The sequence below is a fragment of the Chryseobacterium soldanellicola genome, from assembly GCF_900100115.1.
Lineage (GTDB): Bacteria > Bacteroidota > Bacteroidia > Flavobacteriales > Weeksellaceae > Chryseobacterium > Chryseobacterium soldanellicola.
The window spans coordinates 713461-729777 of record NZ_FNKL01000004.1 but is presented as its reverse complement, the minus strand read 5'-3'; the positions used below and the strand labels follow the sequence as shown (position 1 = coordinate 729777).

Here is a 16317-nt window from a genome sequence, read left to right as displayed (position 1 = left end):
CTCTTAATTTTTTCCTGTTAAATATAAATTAAACATCAAATTATTAATTGTTGTTTAGTATTGCTATTGCTTAATCTAAAATTAAAAAATTGACACAAGTCATTCACACCACAAACAAATTTAATTATTATGAAAACAAATGAAGACCCAAACAAAAAACTAGACCAGCTAGATTCATTTAAAACTTCAAATGAAGATCAGAAACTCACTACAAATCAAGGACTAAAAATTAATAACAACCAGGATTCTTTAAAAGCGGGAGACCGCGGGCCGACTTTGCTTGAAGATTTTATTTTAAGAGAAAAAATTACACATTTCGACCATGAAAGAATTCCTGAAAGAATTGTTCATGCAAGAGGTTCGGGTGCTCACGGGGTTTTTAAGCTTAATAAAAGCATTGAAAAATATACCAAAGCAAAATTTTTAACAGAAGTCGGAAAGGAAACTCCTGTTTTCGTAAGATTTTCTACTGTGGCAGGAAGTAAGGGAAGTACAGATCTTGCAAGAGATGTAAGAGGTTTTGCCGTAAAATTTTATACTGAAGAAGGGAATTATGACCTTGTGGCCAACAATATTCCTGTATTTTTTATTCAGGATGCGATTAAATTTCCCGACCTTGTTCATGCCGTAAAACCGGAACCGGACAATGAAATTCCGCAGGCAGCTTCAGCGCATGATACTTTTTGGGATTTTATTTCTTTAATGCCCGAAAGCATGCACATGATCATGTGGGTAATGAGTGACAGAGCGATTCCAAGAAGCTTGAGAATGATGGAAGGTTTTGGGGTACATTCATTTAAGTTTATTAACAGCGAAGGAGCTTCACATTTTGTAAAGTTTCATTTTAAGCCAAAATTAGGAGTCCATTCTGTGGCTTGGGATGAAGCGCAGAAAATTTCTGGTGTTGATCCGGATTTTCACAAAAGAGACTTATGGGAATCCATAGAAAACGGTAATTTCCCGGAATGGGACTTTGGAGTACAGATTATTCCTGAAGAAAAAGAGCATGATTTTGACTTTGACCTTTTAGATCCTACAAAATTAGTTCCCGAAGAAGTGGTTCCTGTAGAAATCATCGGAACTTTGACACTTAACAGAAATCCGGATAATTTCTTTGCTGAAACAGAGCAAGTGGCTTTCCATCCCGGTCATTTGGTTCCCGGCATTGATTTCAGTAATGACCCTTTATTGCAGGGTAGATTATTTTCTTATACAGACACGCAATTATCAAGATTAGGCTCACCCAATTTCCATGAAATTCCTATCAATAAATCAATCAATGTTGTTCATAACAACCAAAGAGATGGCCACATGAGACAGCAGATTGCAAAAGGAAAGGTAAGCTATGAGCCTAATTCTATCGGTGGTGGCTGCCCATTTCAGGCGATGATGAAAGAGGGTGGTTTTGCATCACATCAGGAGCCGATGTCCGGAGCTAAAGTGAGACAAAGAAGCAAAAGTTTTGTTGATCATTATTCTCAGGCAAAATTATTCTACAACAGCCAGTCACTTCCGGAAAAAACCCATATTCAGAAAGCGCTGACATTTGAATTGTCTAAGGTTACCATTCCTGAAATCAGAGAAAGAGTAATCGGTCAGTTGGCATTTATTGATAAAGATTTAGCAACAAAAGTAGCGGAAAAATTAGGCGTAAAAGTTAAAAAACTAGCGCAGCCTAACCAAAGTATTCCGGCAGATGCCAATCCGAAAGATTTGCAAAGCGAAGAAAGAGAACCGGAAACAAAAATTTCTGAGGCTTTAAGTATGCAAAATACCGTAAAAGATACCATTTCGAGCAGAACAATAGGTTTTATTATGGCAAATGGAGCAGACGAAAATGCAGTCATTTCTCTAAAGCAAAAAATCGAAAAAGAAAAAGCACGCGTACAAATTATTGCACCAAGTTTGGCTCCGGTTAAAACAAATACCGGAAATCCACTTATTCCAAAGCATTCATTGACAAGCATTAAAAGCGTATGCTTCGACGCCTTATACATTTCTGCGGGTTCAGATTCTGCAAAAGAGCTTTTAAATCCTGAAAATAAAAAGCATGTTTTAGAATTTATAAATGATGCTTACAGCCATTGTAAAGCCATTTATTTCGGAGCAGGAACAGAAGAAATTTATAATGCAAGCGATGTAGCCGGTAAAAAACATGAAGATCCCGCAATTGTTACGGATAAAAGCAAAAACCCGGATGCCGATTTTATTAAAGCTGTTGCCGCCCACAGGGTTTGGGAACTTGAAAAAGAACGTAATAATTTGGCATAAAATCATCTTAAAAAATCAAATCACACACACCAACAAAATATTAATAGTATGAAAGCTGCAGTTTTTCACGCGCCAGGTACCATTACCTGCGACACCGTTGATGATCCTATCATTCAGGATCCTAATGATATAATTTTAAAAGTAACTTCTACAGCCATCTGTGGCAGTGATCTCCATATGTATTCCGGTGGGCTTCCACAGCTGAGACCAATGGTCATGGGACATGAATTTATGGGAATTATTGAAGAAGTGGGAAAAAACATTACTCACCTAAGCGTCGGTGACCGGGTTGTTATTCCTTTTCCGATAGCATGCGGAGGATGTTATTTTTGTCAGCACGACCTTCCGGGAGCCTGCGAAAACAGTAATCCCGAGCATTATGGCCCTGAAGGCGGGATTTTAACTGAAAAAGGCGGTGGAATGTTTGGATATACAGACCTTTACGGAGGTTATAATGGCGGACAGGCACAATATGTAAGAGTTCCTTACGCCAATTTCGGCCCAAGAAAAGTTGCCGAAAATCTTACCGATGAACAGGTTTTATTTTTAACCGATATTTTCCCGACAGGCTACACAGGCGTTATGTGGGGTGAATTAAAAGGTGGAGAAACTGTTGTTATTTTCGGGGCCGGCCCTGTAGGTTCAATGGCTGTGAAAAGTGCAATTTTACACAATGCAAAAAAAGTCATTGTAGTTGATACGTTACAGTACAGGCTTGACAAAATTAAAACCTTAACAGGCTGCGAAACAATTCTTTGGGAAGATGCAGACCAGACCGTTAAGCAAATCAGAGACCTTACAGACGGCCGCGGTGGAGATCTTTGTATTGATGCCGTAGGATTTGAGCCTGAAAGAAATTTACTGGACAGAGCCAAGGCTGTTTTAAATTTTGAAAAAGGATCTATAAAAGTCTTGGAAGCCTGTATGAGCGCAGTCAGACGAGGTGGGATTGTTTCAATTTTAGGAGTTTATCCCGTTAATTATGACAATTTTAAGCTAGGACAGATTTTCGACAAAGGAATTACCTTAAAAGCCGGCCAGGCTCCCGTACATCCGATTATCGATAAATTAATGAAACATGTAGAAAATGGCGAAGTGAAATTAGACGATATTATCACACACCGTCTCGCTCTGGATGAAGTTGCAAAAGGCTACGAAATTTTCCATAAGAAAGAAGACGAATGTGTAAAAGTTGTCTTAGATCCTTGGAAAATGTAATTAAATTTAATTAAAAACCACTCAAATATTAAAATTATGGAATTCCAAAAAAATCTTTTAGAATATATAAGTCAGTCATTACTGACAGCAGGAGAAACGATTTCAGTCGTAGAAAGTGTTACTTCAGGTTGTTTACAGCTTGCTTTTTCACAAATGCCAAACGCATCTTTGTTTTATAAAGGCGGCATGACAGCCTATACTTTACCCGAAAAAGTAAGACTATTAAATGTCGACAGATCTGAAGCTGAAGAATGCGATTGCGTTTCAGATACGATTGCAGAAACAATGGCTTTAAATATTGCAAAACTTTTTAAATCCGACTGGTCAATTGCTACAACAGGATATTGTACGCCCATAAGAAATTCAATGTATAAAATTTTTGCTTTTTTCTCATTTTCATATAAAGGTGAAATTGTTTTAACGAAAAAATTAGAATTACATCCTAAAACTCAGGCTTTGAATGCGCAAATGTATTACACAGAATTCATTTTAGGATGTCTTAAAAGTGAGCTTAATCAATTATTAATTTTAAAGTAAACTCACATGGAACGTAAGAACCAATATGCCCTTATCACAGGCGCAACCAGCGGAATAGGCTATGAGCTCGCCAAATTATTTGCTAAAAACGGCTATGACCTTGTTATTGTTGCCAGAAATCATGAAGAATTAGAGGTAAAAGCTGATGAGTTTAAAAAATTTGGAGTTAATGTCATTTCTATTTCAAAAAATTTATTTATTGAAGAAGATGCTTATTCATTATATGCTGATTTAAAATTAAACGGAATCAGTCCTGAAATTCTGGTAAATGATGCCGGACAAGGCGTTTACGGCAAGTTCCAGGATACAGATATTCATCGGGAAGTAGATATTGTAAATCTGAATATCATTTCAGTGATTATTTTAACAAAGCTGTTTTTAAAAGACAGACTTGAAAAAGGTTCCGGAAAAATTTTAAATCTTGCTTCTATTGCAAGTAAAGCGCCCGGGCCTTGGCATTCTGTATATCACGGAACGAAAGCCTTTGTTTTATCTTGGTCTGAAGCGATCAGAGAGGAATTAAAAGATACCGGAATCACTGTAACAGCACTTTTGCCAGGTCCTACAGACACCGATTTTTTCAATAAAGCTGATATGAATGAAAGTAAAATCCTAGAGGATAAAGATAATTTGGCGCCGGCAGAAGAAGTGGCATTAGACGGATATAATGCCTTAATGAATGGCGATGATAAAGTAATTTCAGGCTTAAAAAATAAGCTTTCTGTGGCCATGACCAATATTGCAACCGACAGTATGGCTGCTCACAGAATGGGAGAAATGCAAAAACCCGTTAACGAAAAATAACTGTTTATGAGAGATTTACAATTACAAAATAAATCTGTTTTAATCACCGGAGCTGACAGCGGAATTGGTAAAGCCGTTGCCTTGCTTTTTGCTCAGGAAGGTGCCGATATTGCTTTCATCTACTATGACGACGATGAAACTGCTCAAGAAACAAAAAATGAAATTTTAACGCTCGGAAGAAAATGCATTATGTTTTCCGGTGACATCAATGATTACGAATTTTGCAAAAAATGTGTCGAAAAAACCGTTTCAGAATTTGGTGGAATTGATATTCTGGTTAACAATGCCGGTGTACAGTTTCCTTCAGATAATATTGAAAATTTAGAGGAAGAAAATATTCGTAAAACATTTAATTCAAATATTATCGGAATGATTTTACTGACAAAAGTTGCTTTTCCTTATCTGAAAGAAGGTGCCGGTATCATTAATACGACATCAGCTGTCGCTTATCAGGGGCATGAAGAATTATTAGATTATTCGGCTACAAAAGGCGCGATCGTTTCCTTTACAAGATCTCTCGCTTTGCAGTCAAAGCCCAAAGGAATCCGGGTGAATGCCGTCGCTCCGGGGCCTGTTGCCACTCCGCTTACCAAAGAAACTTTTGGTGAAGAGGAAGAGGATCCTAATAAACCTCCTTTTGAGAGAAATGCCACGCCGGAAGAAGTTGCAGCAAGTTTTTTATTTCTCGCAACTGATGCCGCGGCTCAGATTACAGGCCAGGTTCTGCATCCCAACGGCGGAATTATTGTAAACGGATAAAATAAAAACACCATTTAAATATTATTATGAAAACAACAATCTTATTAACACTATGCTCATTAAGCGCTACATCCTGTAATCTGCCTTGTGAAGATGAGGATACAACAAATAAATATGACCTGGTTGCTGAAAATGATACTTTAAAAATTAATTAAACATGAACAGGGACGGAGCAAGAAAAAGCATCTGGCAGGAAGAAATTAAAACATTTTCTGCAGATGTCGACATCGATCAATTGTTTGATGTTGCAGTTGTCGGAGGCGGTATTACGGGTATTTCCACGGCTTTAAAACTTCAGCTTTCCGGAAAAAAATGCATTCTTCTGGAAGCTGCAAATATAGGTTTCGGAACAACAGGAGGTACAACCGCTCATTTAAATGACTTCTTTGATACGACTTACGCTCAAGCTATTAAGGATTTTGGATTAAATAATGCAAAGCTCCTTAAATTTGTCGGAATTGAGGCAAACAATATTATTAAAAATAATATTCGTGAGTTTAACATCGACTGTGATTATGAGAAGAAAACAGGCTATCTTTTTGCCTTAGACGAAAAACAGGAAAAACAGCTCATCGATATTGTTGATGGAGCCGCGCAAGTCGGTCATCAGATGATTTATACAAATGATATTCCGTTTCCGGTACCTTTTAAAAAAGCGGCTGTTATTCCTGATCAGGCACAATTTCACCCTGTTAAATATATCAAAGCACTTGCAGAAGCATTCCTTAACGCCGGAGGTTTTATTGTAGAAAACTGCCTTTGTGAAAGCCATGAAGAGCAGGAAGAAGAAGTGATTTTAACAACTTCAAAAGGAATTATTAAGGCTAAAAATGTCGTTTATGCCACCCACATTCCTCCCGGAGTCAATATTCTGCATTTTATGAATGCTCCTTACCGAAGTTATGCGATTGCTTTTAGCTTAAACGGAGATCATTATCCTAAAGATTTGGGTTATGACCTTGTGGATCCTTATCATTATTATAGAATTCAGGAAATTAATGGTGAAAATTTATTAATTGCTGGAGGTGAAGACCACAAAACAGGCCATACAGAAGATACCGGCGAATGTTTTTCAAAACTGGAAAATTATGTCCGGGAATATTTTGATGTGAATGCTGCAGTTTACAGCTGGTCAAGTCAGTATTACGAGCCTGTTGACGGCCTTCCGTATATCGGAAAGCTTCCCGGAAGCAATGGAAAAATTTTCACTGCAACAGGCTTCAGAGGAAACGGGATGATTTTCGGTACAATTTCTTCACAGATTATATGTGATTTAATTCTTAATATTCCTAATAAATATGAAAAATTATTTGATCCTGCCAGGATAAAGCCAATGGCAGGAGCCGGAACATTTGTAAAAGAGCAGGCCAGTGTTGTTTTTGATTTTATAAAAGATAAAATTTTCATTGAAAAGATAGAATCTCTGGCAGAGCTTAAGGACGGACAGGCAAAGGTGGTAAAACACGAAGGTGAATCTTATGCCGTTTATAAAGAATCCGGCGGGAAGTCACATGTGCTAAAAAGTACCTGTCCGCATGCCTTATGTGAAGTCCGCTGGAACAGTGCCGAAATAAGCTGGGATTGCCCTTGCCACGGATCAAGGTTTAATGTCAACGGAAAAATACTCACAGGTCCCACTGTAAAAGGCCTGCAAAGAATTGAAAATAAAAATTAACACTAAAAATTAAGCTAAAATGTCTAAAAACAGTTTTTTTTATCGCAATAGTTTAAGCATTGTTTTGCTGGCATTGATGCTTTCATGCCTTTTAGGACAGTTTTTCACAGGTTGGAAAACAGAAAATAAAGAATTGGCCGAAAACGGAAATGCGTTGCTCAGTTTTGGGCAATATATTCACAGCGGGCATTTTATCCAGGCCACTTTTGAAAACTGGGAAAGTGAATTCCTGCAGATGATGCTTTATATTGTACTTACCGTTTCACTAAGGCAAAAAGGTTCCAGCGAATCAAAATCTTTAGAAGGTGAAGAAGACGTTGATAAAGAACCAAAACCGCATCCCAAAGCACCGTGGCCCGTAAAAAAAGGCGGAATCTGGCTCAAATTATACAATCATTCTCTTTCGATAGCATTCGCGATTTTATTTTTACTGAGTTTTGGAATGCATTTTTACGGAAGTTTAAAAGATTATAATGAAGAGCAGATTTCTAAAGAACAGCCCACTACCACAGCCATTCATTACATTTCTGATTCCAGATTCTGGTTTGAATCTTTTCAAAACTGGCAAAGTGAATTTTTAGCTGTATTTTCAATCGTAATCCTTTCTATCTGGCTTCGTGAAAAAGGTTCCCCGGAATCGAAGCCTGTCGACATGCCTCACGATGAAACACCTTAAAATAATTCTTTAAAATTTAAAATATAATTAAAATAATAAATAAAGAAAGCAGTGAAAATTTTTCACTGCTTTTTATTTTTGTATAAAAAATTACCAATTAATTAAACTGTTGCATTTCCTTCCACGCCATCAGCATTATTTGTTTTAATTCCGGTAACTGCAGAAGCTACAAAACTTAATAAGCTTACTAATTTGCCGGCTTTTGTGTCCCAATAGTATGTTTCTTTAGGCTCTACACGGATAATTGAGACATTCGGATCATCTTTTCCATCAAACCAAGCTTTTGCCATTGGCGACCATTTTTCTTCAATTGTACTTTTGTCTTTGTAAACAGAAGCAGTTCCGTACACAGAAAGATATTGAGAATCACCGTTATTCATAAAGAAAAGCTGCACACGTCGGTCTTCTTTAATTTCAAAATTTTTATTGCTTGCTTCACTGCTGATAAACCATAAATTTCCGGTATCATCAGTTTCCTGAAGCGTCATCGGCCGGGAATTGATGGGCAAAGTTTCCAGATCTGTACAAAACATGCAGATTCTTGCGCTTTCTGAAAGTTCTTTGATTTTTTTGACTGCCTCAAGATGGCTAAGATTTTCTGTTGACATAATATTATATTTTAAGTGATTTGTTTGAACTAATAATAAATTAACTGAAATGAGTCATTTAATTAATATTTTTTATTATTCAAAAATCCGACCATAATTTAAAATAGTAAGAAAACATTTTTATTTAATTAAAATTCTATAAAATCCACTGTTTCTTCTTTTACAGTCAATAATCTGTACACAAAAAATTATTTTTATTCTGAAGTTTTTAAATTAAAGCTTTTTTGCAAATCACTCCAGGCTCCACCGTTGTAAACCTTTTTAAAGCCTTTTTCCTTTAAAATATGCTCAACTTTCACACTTCTTAACCCGTGAGAACAGACAGTGATATAGGTCTTTTCAGGATCAAGCTCAACATATCTTTCTCTAATTGTTCCTAAAGAAATATTTTGGGAACCGGCGATATGACCGGTTTCATATTCTTTTTCGGTTCTTACATCGAGAATGACAGCTCCGTTTTTAATTAATTTATCCAAGCCATTGTCTAAAGTTTGATAGGTATAAACACGATAAACAATATAAATGAGAAGAAGAACTCCGCAAAAAATTAATACGTTTTTCATAATTTACTTAAAATTTTTCTGTCAATATAAAATGTTCCAAACGGAATAATACACGCTAAAAGTACTTTCCAGGTTATTTCTTTAAACTTCCAGTTTTGCTCTACACCGACGCTTAAAGTGTTAAATAAAAAAAGTAAGAATAATGCCCCGTGAATGGGTCCCATTACCTTTACAAAAGCAGGATTGTCAAATCCGTACTTCATTGGAACGGCTATAAAGACTAAGGTCAGCAATGAAATTCCTTCAAGAATAGCAATAATTCTTAATCTTCCGATTTTAGTTTTGAATAAATTAATCATAATTATCTGAAATAAGGTCTGTTAGCGAGAGGGGAGAACGGCCACGGAATGGCAATGAAAATAATAGCCAAAGCAATAATGAAATAAATCAACATTGTTTTAAACTTCTCTTGATCAGTTGTTTTTCTTTTTGAAATTGCCGAACCAATTGTTATTAAAATAATTGAAAACAGCATCAGAAAAATATGAATCAAGCCAAAAAATAAAAGATCCAATGATTCTTTTGCTTCGTTAAAATTTTTCCAAAAGTACCTGATAACCGGACTTTGAGAATACAATGTAATGCCCAAAACCAATTGAATATGAGCAATCGTTGCAGTCCAGTGTCTGACGGAATTATCTGTTTTTGAAAATTTTTTATTTGAAAAATAACCTTTGTAAGCCGTGAAAATGGCGTAAACTAAACTCAATAAAACCAACCATCTAAAAGTGGAGTGCAAAAAAGTAAGCGTCTGATACATTATCAAATTTTTAATAACGCAACAAAGGTAAAACAAAAACATACTAATTAGTATGTTTTTTAATAAAAAAATTATTTCAACGAATCAAAATAAGACTTAAGTCCTTTTAAATAAACAAGATAGACTGATTTAGAATTTTCAAGTTTTCCTAAATTTCTTACTCCCCAATAGCCGGATATAACAAAAACAGCAATTTCTTTGGCATCAACAAAAGGTTTGATTTGCCCATTGTTTTTTGCTTTTTCAATAGAGTCTATTATTGCTTTTTCCCATTGAAGCGAAAGTTCATTTAGAGCCTTTGTGAAATCAACATTCCAGGGAGCCATTTCCTGGGTAAAATTGGATGCCGGACAGCCATATTCAACTTTTAAAACATCATTTTCAATCAAAATATAATACATCAGCTGATAAATTTTATCCAACGGATTTTCAACACCTTGAAGCGGTTTAATAAAAGTATTTTCGAAGTTAGGCTTCATCAGCTCATTGATGATTGCCAAACCCATCTCGTCTTTAGTTTTGAAGTGATAATAAAACGCCCCTTTTGTGACCTGAGTGGTCGCAATAATCTCATCAACACTGGTTGTTTGATACCCGTTAATATAGATTAATTCAAATGCTTTTTGGAGAATATTTAAACGGGTAGCTTCTGATTTCTTCATTAAACAATGCTCATTTATACAAAGAAACGATTTTTACTGTTCATTTCAAATAAAATAAAGGATCTGAAAATTACAAGTTTCAGAAAATTTTAAGAATGTTTTTAAAAAAATTATTAACTAAATAATCAAATAAACAATAATTATTTCTTAAGATAATTAATAATTCCAATTACATCATCTTTTCCAAAACCTGCATCATGCGCGGATTGATAAGTTTCTGTTAAAACAGCAGACAATGGAAAATTAGCACCTGCATTTTTAGATAAAAGAACATCTTTTAACATCAAATCCAATGCAAAAGCCGGCTCGTAATTTTCACTGATCAAAAGAGGAGTTTTCACCTTTGTGGCACCGCTTCCGCTTGCACTTTCATTGATAATGTCAAGCATCTCTTTACGATCAATTCCCAGTTTTTCTGCAAACAGAATAGTTTCCGCCAAACCTTGATAAATAATTGAAATAAAATAGTTAACAGACAACTTTGCAGCAATTCCTTTTCCATTTTCACCCAAATGCTTAATCTGCCTTCCTAATTTTTCTAAATAGGGAAGTGCTCTTTGCAGATCTTTTTCTTCACCACCCACCATAATAATCAAACTGCCATCGGCCGCAGGTTTTGTGCTTCCCGCAACGGGAGCATCAATGAAAGAAGCTTCCTTTATGAAAAGAGCAGTCGCTATTTCATTGGTTTTTTCAGGAGAAATTGTACTCATATCAATGAATAATTTTCCGCTGATATCTAATGAAAAAATTTCTTCATAAACAGATTTTACGGCATCATCGTTTGTCAGCATTGTGAAAATAATATCACTATTTTTAACAAGATCTTGAACATTGGTGTAAACTATTGATTTCTCTTTAAAATCTTCAGCTTTTTCAATTGTCCTATTATAAACAGCAAGCGGGAATCCTGCTTTTTCTAAGTTTTTTGCCATTGGATGGCCCATATTTCCTAAACCGATAAATCCTATTTTCTCTTCGTTCATTTCATTAAAATTTGATTGTTAGTTTAATTTTTCCTGCAAAAGAATTAAGATGATGTAAATTTACCATAATAAATAGAAAATTATATAATTTATCTGCTGATAAAATGAGAAAGCTGATCCTCGATTTTTTTTAGCCTTACCATAAATTTCCTTTTTTACAAGTGAAAAAAACAATAAAACTTTCAGAAATTTGCCTATAAATTTAAACGAAAATGAAGGTTATAGATATTGAGGAATGGAACAGAAAGGAGCACTTTGAGTTTTTCTCGAAAATGGCAAGTCCGTATTTCGGCTTCACAACCGAGGTTGAATGTACAAAAGCCTATGAAAAAGTAAAAGAAAACGGCGATTCATTTTTTGCCTATTATCTTCATAAATCGATGGTTGCAGCAAATTCTGTTGATGAATTTAAATTAAGAATACTTGATAATCAGATCGTTCTATTTGACGAGATCCATGCCGGAACGACTATTGGCAGGACAGACGGAACTTTTGGCTTTGCATTCATTCATTTTTCAGAAAATTCTGAAGTCTTTAATGCTGAATTACAAAAAGAAATTCAGGAAGTACAAAATTGTTCCGGACTTAGAATGAATAATGGCGAGTTGGGCAAAAATCTGATCAGGCATTCTACTATTCCATGGAATTCTTTCAGCGCTTTACTTCATCCGACGCCGCTTGATAAGACAGAATCTGTGCCCAAAATTACTTTCGGGAAATTTATAACCCGAGATAATAAAAAATTCTTGCCTGTTTCTGTTGAATTGCATCATGGTCTGGCAGATGGTTTTCACATTGCAAAATATTTAGAAGAATTTCAAAGACAGCTTGATGTTTAGAATGAAATTTTAAGCAATAAAGAAAATAATTCACCTACTTTTTCAGTATAAAAAATTCTATATAATTCAAAATGTGAAGGAATTAATTATTTGTAAAGTTTTCCTTTTTAATCACTTCAGTTTTTAAAGGAAACAGGAAAAAACTATTCATCCCGTTGATTTTAGCATCTACGAAGCCTCCGGTCAATGAAGTATGATTTTCCCTTTCAAGAATAATTTCCAGATTAAAAATCAGCCTTTCCTGTAGCATTGAAAAGCTTCCCGAAACTTCGGAAACTGTTGCTGTTTCATTAAATTTTACATCAAAAAAATCTTTACTCGAAGGATTATAAAACCTTAAAACAATTTCGTTTACATTTCCCATCCCCGTAATTTGTCCTTCAGAAATCTGTTGTGAATGTAAGAAATCCGTAAACGCAATTTTGAGGCTTGACTGATCTTTTACGCTTACAACATAGCTGTTCTCAATTTTTTTGGCAATCCAAAGATCTCCTTCCAAAGTTTCGATATTCATAGTAGATATTTTATGTGATATTTCACTTTCAAGAATGCCGGTTATGCCTACTAGACTTGATTACAAAGCATAAAGAAAGAATAATTCCCGTCAGATTCATCCAAATAGCATACCATAAACGCAGAAGAAAAAATTAATTAGGTAGAGACAACTTCCATACTATAAAAAAATGTCAAAATCCTTGACTACGATCATAAAAAAATACAGTAAGAATCTTTTACATTTGAATTCTCAAATAAAATAACCCGTAATTAGAAAAAATAGAATAATTACTTGTTTGACGCTATTCGTGGTATGTATGTGGTATTCTAATTGAAGAAAATTTTAATCATTTTTTCTTTCTTTGTTTCATTAAAAAATTATTAACTGTATTTTATTTTCGTTAGAATTTTTTAAAAACTGTAAACAAAAGGATCACATCAACCCCACAGATTATTTTTTTTTTAAAAGATATGACGAAGTTGATTATAAATAGTAAAGCCTAAAAGGTGTCATTTCTCGCAAAAATTAAATAAATAGGTGATGAATAGTGAGAAAGCGGATTAGTTCTGATGCAAAATGGTGCAACAGAGATTAGAAGAGATGAAAAAATATGAAAAACGAAAAACCTGAATTCAATTTAGAAGATTTAAACCAAAAGATTTTTGTACAGGACGAAATCCTTGCATTGGCGAAAGAAAACTCACCTCGTTTGTTGAATAAATTCAGATTAGTTTATCCGGATTTTTTTAATAAATTATCTGCCATACAAGGCAATTTAAAGAATTCTGAACTGATTTTTTGCATTTATTTAAAATTAAATTTAACGACAAAAGAAATTGCTACATACACTTTTGTAACACCAAAAGCAATTCAAAACAGAAAAAACAGATTAAGGAAAAAGCTTAGTATTCCATCTGAAATGGATATTTATAAATGGTTTAATGATTTATAAGACACATAATTATAATAAAAAGGGGTAACATGATTAAACATGTTGCCCTTTATTTTTTTAACAATATTTTGGAAATTAATTAAAATTGTAAAACTGACGTTTCCAAATCATGGTACAGCAATACTTTCCAATGATTTTCGGCAGCTTCTTTCTCCCATTTCAGCCTTAATTCCATTGCTTTTCTGCCATCAAAATCAGTTTTATAAGCAAGATGATATTTTAAATAAGATGCTTGGGGAAGATTATCTGCACCATAAAAAACAGTTTCTCCATTTTCACGGATCCAGAAAACCTGCATAAAAGGGGTATGGCCGCCCACAACTTCAAAGGCTATCACATTTGTAATCTGCCCTTTATCTTCCTGCATCCAGATAATATTTTCCAGTTCAATCAATTTTTCAAGGGTGTCAAAATTGAAAGAATGGCTTTCTTTGTTTTCCATCGCAAAATCCAGTTCACGTTTTTGAATATAAATTTCTGCATTAGGAAATGCCGCTTCAAAACCATTTTCTGTGCGTTTTATTGTATTTTCAATATGATCTTTATGGAGATGGGAAAGCAGGACTTTTGTAATTTGCTCAGGTTTAATATTTTCGCTTTCAAGAATTTCAAAAATAACTGTTTTTCCTGCTTCATTTTTCCATCCGATACCGGCGTCCAAAATAATATAATCATTTTCCGTAATAATCAGAAAAGGCTGCACAGACATTTTTATTCCATCAATCCTGTTAATATTTTCCTCAGTAAGAAGCGTAAATTCTTTGGTTGTGCTTGCTGAGAAATTACCTTCCTTTAATGGTATAACTTTCATTTTGTAAAGTTCTTCATAATTTTTAAATCTATGAAGTGTTTTTTTTCAATGCAAATTATTGTTAAAACCAATGAATGAAAGCAATAATAAAGATTTGGAATAATTTATTCGGTATTAAATAATTTTAATAACAATTTATTCATCAGATGTACTTTGAAAAATTTTAACTGAAAATGATATTTTGTTGATTATTTAGAATACCATTTTTTAATGGCAACTGTTCTTAAATCAAATTTTACAGCCAGATACCGAAGTAAGGTGGCGACGACAATAGCTATTGTGGCAGAAGTTTCCGCATGTAATTTCATCCCAATTCCCAAAATCAAAAATATTGTAATAGCTACAATGGAATTAACAGCATAAAACTGGCCGGCTTTAAAAAAATGAGATTCTTCTTTCATTAATATATCGCGGAGCATCCCGCCGCCAATTGCATTTATAAAGCCAATAATAAATGCAGAAAAAATGCTCAACCCTAAAAACAGCGCTTTTTGAGTACCAAAAACAGCATACATTCCCAAGGAAATAGCATCAATAATATTAATCAGAAAATTAAAATGCTTGTGGTATTTGTACAAAAACATGGCAACGATACCCGCAACAAAAACGCACAAAAGATAGCGATAATCCAATAACGGACTGGGAGTTCCGTGCTGCAGAAGCGTATCCCGAATCAAGCTGCCACCGGTACTTGTCACCATTGCAATAATAAAAATCCCGATAAAATCATACTCTTTATCAATCGCTTTTATGGACCCGGAAAAGGCAAAAAGAAAAACGGCAAAAAGATCAAAAAAAGTGGGTAGCGCATAACTTCCCTGTAAACTCGACTGAATCATTGAAATTCTAAAATTACACAAATATACATCGTAAATATCTCATTTTAAATAATTTAATTTTTTCGTGAAATTTAAAAAAAAGAATAATATCATTTATTTAAGATAAAATAAATGGATTGCGTAAATGATTTTTTAGTATTGGATTAAATAAAAACTACGAATTGATTAAAAAGGGAAATTTAATATTTTTAAATTTCATGAATTTCAGAATCTGTAAAAACGTAAAACTTTCCGTCTTTCGGAAGATTTTTTGTATCCAGACCGGTAAATTCACTAAACGCAGGAAGCAACAACTGATTTGCAGTTACTGTAAAACATGGAAGCTTAATATTTTTAACTGTAGAATTTATGACAACCCCGGGATGTATATGCCCTGTAATTTGAAATTTCGGTTGATTTTTTTCAAAATCATGAATAAAAATAAAATCATCTATTTCCAATGAAACTGCTTTAAAATCTAAACATAATTTTTCTTCAAGCTGCTTTGATATTTTATCATGATTTCCTTCAATTAAATAAAAATTTAAATCTGAATATTGATTTCTCCAATGACAGAATTCATCAACATCTGAATTATTTCCTGCATGAAGCAGATCACCGACAACGATAAACTTTTCTGGTTTAAAATATTCTATCAAAATAGATAATCGCTCTAAATCATTTTTCATGATGTGATTTGCCAAAGCAATTCCGTTTTTGCGAAAATGCGCTGTTTTTCCGATATGAAGATCTGATAAAATTAATGCTTTCTCTTTTTCCCAAAATACTGCACGCTGATTTGTTAAAGTAAAAGTTTCCTTTTTAATGAGTATATTTTTTGTAGCTAAATTCATTTTTTGATTAATCTTAAATAATCATGGT

19 protein-coding genes and 1 pseudogene are annotated in these 16317 nt (G+C 34.1%); 10 read left to right on the top strand and 10 right to left on the bottom strand.

The genetic code is table 11. The annotated features are described in order from the left end of the window. The first annotated feature begins 129 nt into the window (after window positions 1–129). Genes BLT04_RS17455 through BLT04_RS17425 form a run of 8 tightly spaced genes read left to right on the top strand, consistent with a single transcriptional unit; the run spans window position 130 to window position 7940 of the window. Window positions 130–2271 carry a catalase gene (locus BLT04_RS17455; RefSeq protein ID WP_089757072.1) on the top strand — a complete coding sequence of 714 codons (2142 nt, stop codon included), beginning with the start codon at window positions 130–132 and terminating at the stop codon, window positions 2269–2271. Between the two features lie 48 nt (window positions 2272–2319). Next, a complete protein-coding gene (locus BLT04_RS17450; protein ID WP_089757071.1) occupies window positions 2320–3489 on the top strand; it encodes a zinc-dependent alcohol dehydrogenase in 1170 nt (389 codons plus the stop codon). Between the two features lie 36 nt (window positions 3490–3525). Further along, window positions 3526–4026 carry a CinA family protein gene (locus BLT04_RS17445; protein WP_089757070.1) on the top strand — a complete coding sequence of 167 codons (501 nt, stop codon included), beginning with the start codon at window positions 3526–3528 and terminating at the stop codon, window positions 4024–4026. A 6-nt stretch (window positions 4027–4032) separates the two neighbouring features. Beyond that, window positions 4033–4830: an SDR family NAD(P)-dependent oxidoreductase gene (locus tag BLT04_RS17440; RefSeq protein ID WP_089757069.1), complete on the top strand. Its 798-nt coding sequence runs from the start codon at window positions 4033–4035 to the stop codon at window positions 4828–4830. 6 nt (window positions 4831–4836) lie between these two features. Beyond that, window positions 4837–5589, top strand: a complete 753-nt coding sequence (locus BLT04_RS17435; RefSeq protein ID WP_089757068.1) for an SDR family oxidoreductase — start codon at window positions 4837–4839, stop codon at window positions 5587–5589. A 26-nt stretch (window positions 5590–5615) separates the two neighbouring features. Then, window positions 5616–5744, top strand: coding sequence for a hypothetical protein (locus tag BLT04_RS19100; protein WP_262484157.1), 129 nt, complete (start codon window positions 5616–5618; stop codon window positions 5742–5744). A 2-nt stretch (window positions 5745–5746) separates the two neighbouring features. Further along, window positions 5747–7264 (top strand): FAD-dependent oxidoreductase, encoded by a 1518-nt coding sequence (locus tag BLT04_RS17430; protein WP_089757067.1) that lies wholly within the window; start codon window positions 5747–5749, stop codon window positions 7262–7264. A gap of 19 nt (window positions 7265–7283) precedes the next feature. Continuing rightward, a complete protein-coding gene (locus tag BLT04_RS17425) occupies window positions 7284–7940 on the top strand; it encodes a DUF6766 family protein (RefSeq protein WP_089757066.1) in 657 nt (218 codons plus the stop codon). Window positions 7941–8041: 101 nt separating this feature from the next. On the opposite strand, the gene BLT04_RS17420 is transcribed toward BLT04_RS17425, so the two are convergent. From BLT04_RS17420 to BLT04_RS19190, 6 genes and pseudogenes are all read right to left on the bottom strand, one after another. After that, the gene (locus BLT04_RS17420) at window positions 8042–8548 is read right to left on the bottom strand and encodes a pyridoxamine 5'-phosphate oxidase family protein (RefSeq protein WP_089757065.1); all 507 of its coding nucleotides are present in this window, start codon (window positions 8546–8548) and stop codon (window positions 8042–8044) included. A gap of 194 nt (window positions 8549–8742) precedes the next feature. Then, window positions 8743–9111 (bottom strand): rhodanese-like domain-containing protein, encoded by a 369-nt coding sequence (locus tag BLT04_RS17415; protein ID WP_089757064.1) that lies wholly within the window; start codon window positions 9109–9111, stop codon window positions 8743–8745. Then, entirely contained in the window at window positions 9108–9410 is a 303-nt protein-coding gene (locus BLT04_RS17410) for a DUF3817 domain-containing protein (RefSeq protein WP_089757063.1), read from the bottom strand. Before BLT04_RS17410 ends, BLT04_RS17415 begins: the two co-directional genes overlap by 4 nt. Window positions 9411–9412: 2 nt before the next feature. Next, window positions 9413–9871, bottom strand: a complete 459-nt coding sequence (locus BLT04_RS17405) for a hypothetical protein (protein ID WP_089757062.1) — start codon at window positions 9869–9871, stop codon at window positions 9413–9415. A 71-nt stretch (window positions 9872–9942) separates the two neighbouring features. Then, complete coding sequence (locus BLT04_RS17400; RefSeq protein ID WP_089757061.1) at window positions 9943–10533, bottom strand: TetR/AcrR family transcriptional regulator; 591 nt, start codon at window positions 10531–10533, stop codon at window positions 9943–9945. Window positions 10534–10673: 140 nt separating this feature from the next. After that, window positions 10674–11522: pseudogene (locus tag BLT04_RS19190) on the bottom strand (NAD(P)-dependent oxidoreductase); the annotation flags it as partial. 209 nt (window positions 11523–11731) lie between these two features. Here BLT04_RS19190 and BLT04_RS17390 point away from each other — a divergent pair. After that, window positions 11732–12358 carry a chloramphenicol acetyltransferase gene (locus tag BLT04_RS17390; protein ID WP_089757059.1) on the top strand — a complete coding sequence of 209 codons (627 nt, stop codon included), beginning with the start codon at window positions 11732–11734 and terminating at the stop codon, window positions 12356–12358. Window positions 12359–12440: 82 nt separating this feature from the next. On the opposite strand, the gene BLT04_RS17385 is transcribed toward BLT04_RS17390, so the two are convergent. Then, window positions 12441–12872, bottom strand: coding sequence for a PCC domain-containing protein (locus BLT04_RS17385; RefSeq protein ID WP_089757058.1), 432 nt, complete (start codon window positions 12870–12872; stop codon window positions 12441–12443). A gap of 592 nt (window positions 12873–13464) precedes the next feature. On the opposite strand from BLT04_RS17385, the gene BLT04_RS17380 reads away from it, so the two are divergent. Continuing rightward, window positions 13465–13806 carry a helix-turn-helix transcriptional regulator gene (locus tag BLT04_RS17380; RefSeq protein WP_089757057.1) on the top strand — a complete coding sequence of 114 codons (342 nt, stop codon included), beginning with the start codon at window positions 13465–13467 and terminating at the stop codon, window positions 13804–13806. Window positions 13807–13885: 79 nt separating this feature from the next. On the opposite strand, the gene BLT04_RS17375 is transcribed toward BLT04_RS17380, so the two are convergent. The 3 genes from BLT04_RS17375 to pdeM form a co-directional block, all read right to left on the bottom strand. Continuing rightward, window positions 13886–14617: an MBL fold metallo-hydrolase gene (locus BLT04_RS17375; protein ID WP_089757056.1), complete on the bottom strand. Its 732-nt coding sequence runs from the start codon at window positions 14615–14617 to the stop codon at window positions 13886–13888. A 188-nt stretch (window positions 14618–14805) separates the two neighbouring features. Continuing rightward, window positions 14806–15456: a trimeric intracellular cation channel family protein gene (locus BLT04_RS17370; protein WP_089757055.1), complete on the bottom strand. Its 651-nt coding sequence runs from the start codon at window positions 15454–15456 to the stop codon at window positions 14806–14808. Between the two features lie 188 nt (window positions 15457–15644). Next, window positions 15645–16289: a ligase-associated DNA damage response endonuclease PdeM gene (gene pdeM, locus BLT04_RS17365; RefSeq protein ID WP_089757054.1), complete on the bottom strand. Its 645-nt coding sequence runs from the start codon at window positions 16287–16289 to the stop codon at window positions 15645–15647. Window positions 16290–16317: the final 28 nt, after the last annotated feature.

Excerpts from the sequence above, each read along its gene's own strand:
- BLT04_RS17455 (WP_089757072.1), top strand. The coding sequence starts at position 130 with ATGAAAACAAATGAAGACCCAAACAAAAAACTAGACCAGCTAGATTCA.
- BLT04_RS17450 (WP_089757071.1), top strand. The coding sequence starts at position 2,320 with ATGAAAGCTGCAGTTTTTCACGCGCCAGGTACCATTACCTGCGACACC.
- BLT04_RS17445 (WP_089757070.1), top strand. The coding sequence starts at position 3,526 with ATGGAATTCCAAAAAAATCTTTTAGAATATATAAGTCAGTCATTACTG.
- BLT04_RS17440 (WP_089757069.1), top strand. The coding sequence starts at position 4,033 with ATGGAACGTAAGAACCAATATGCCCTTATCACAGGCGCAACCAGCGGA.
- BLT04_RS17435 (WP_089757068.1), top strand. The coding sequence starts at position 4,837 with ATGAGAGATTTACAATTACAAAATAAATCTGTTTTAATCACCGGAGCT.
- BLT04_RS19100 (WP_262484157.1), top strand. The coding sequence starts at position 5,616 with ATGAAAACAACAATCTTATTAACACTATGCTCATTAAGCGCTACATCC.
- BLT04_RS17430 (WP_089757067.1), top strand. The coding sequence starts at position 5,747 with ATGAACAGGGACGGAGCAAGAAAAAGCATCTGGCAGGAAGAAATTAAA.
- BLT04_RS17425 (WP_089757066.1), top strand. The coding sequence starts at position 7,284 with ATGTCTAAAAACAGTTTTTTTTATCGCAATAGTTTAAGCATTGTTTTG.
- BLT04_RS17420 (WP_089757065.1), bottom strand. The coding sequence starts at position 8,548 with ATGTCAACAGAAAATCTTAGCCATCTTGAGGCAGTCAAAAAAATCAAA.
- BLT04_RS17415 (WP_089757064.1), bottom strand. The coding sequence starts at position 9,111 with ATGAAAAACGTATTAATTTTTTGCGGAGTTCTTCTTCTCATTTATATT.
- BLT04_RS17410 (WP_089757063.1), bottom strand. The coding sequence starts at position 9,410 with ATGATTAATTTATTCAAAACTAAAATCGGAAGATTAAGAATTATTGCT.
- BLT04_RS17405 (WP_089757062.1), bottom strand. The coding sequence starts at position 9,871 with ATGTATCAGACGCTTACTTTTTTGCACTCCACTTTTAGATGGTTGGTT.
- BLT04_RS17400 (WP_089757061.1), bottom strand. The coding sequence starts at position 10,533 with ATGAAGAAATCAGAAGCTACCCGTTTAAATATTCTCCAAAAAGCATTT.
- BLT04_RS17390 (WP_089757059.1), top strand. The coding sequence starts at position 11,732 with ATGAAGGTTATAGATATTGAGGAATGGAACAGAAAGGAGCACTTTGAG.
- BLT04_RS17385 (WP_089757058.1), bottom strand. The coding sequence starts at position 12,872 with ATGAATATCGAAACTTTGGAAGGAGATCTTTGGATTGCCAAAAAAATT.
- BLT04_RS17380 (WP_089757057.1), top strand. The coding sequence starts at position 13,465 with ATGAAAAACGAAAAACCTGAATTCAATTTAGAAGATTTAAACCAAAAG.
- BLT04_RS17375 (WP_089757056.1), bottom strand. The coding sequence starts at position 14,617 with ATGAAAGTTATACCATTAAAGGAAGGTAATTTCTCAGCAAGCACAACC.
- BLT04_RS17370 (WP_089757055.1), bottom strand. The coding sequence starts at position 15,456 with ATGATTCAGTCGAGTTTACAGGGAAGTTATGCGCTACCCACTTTTTTT.
- pdeM (WP_089757054.1), bottom strand. The coding sequence starts at position 16,289 with ATGAATTTAGCTACAAAAAATATACTCATTAAAAAGGAAACTTTTACT.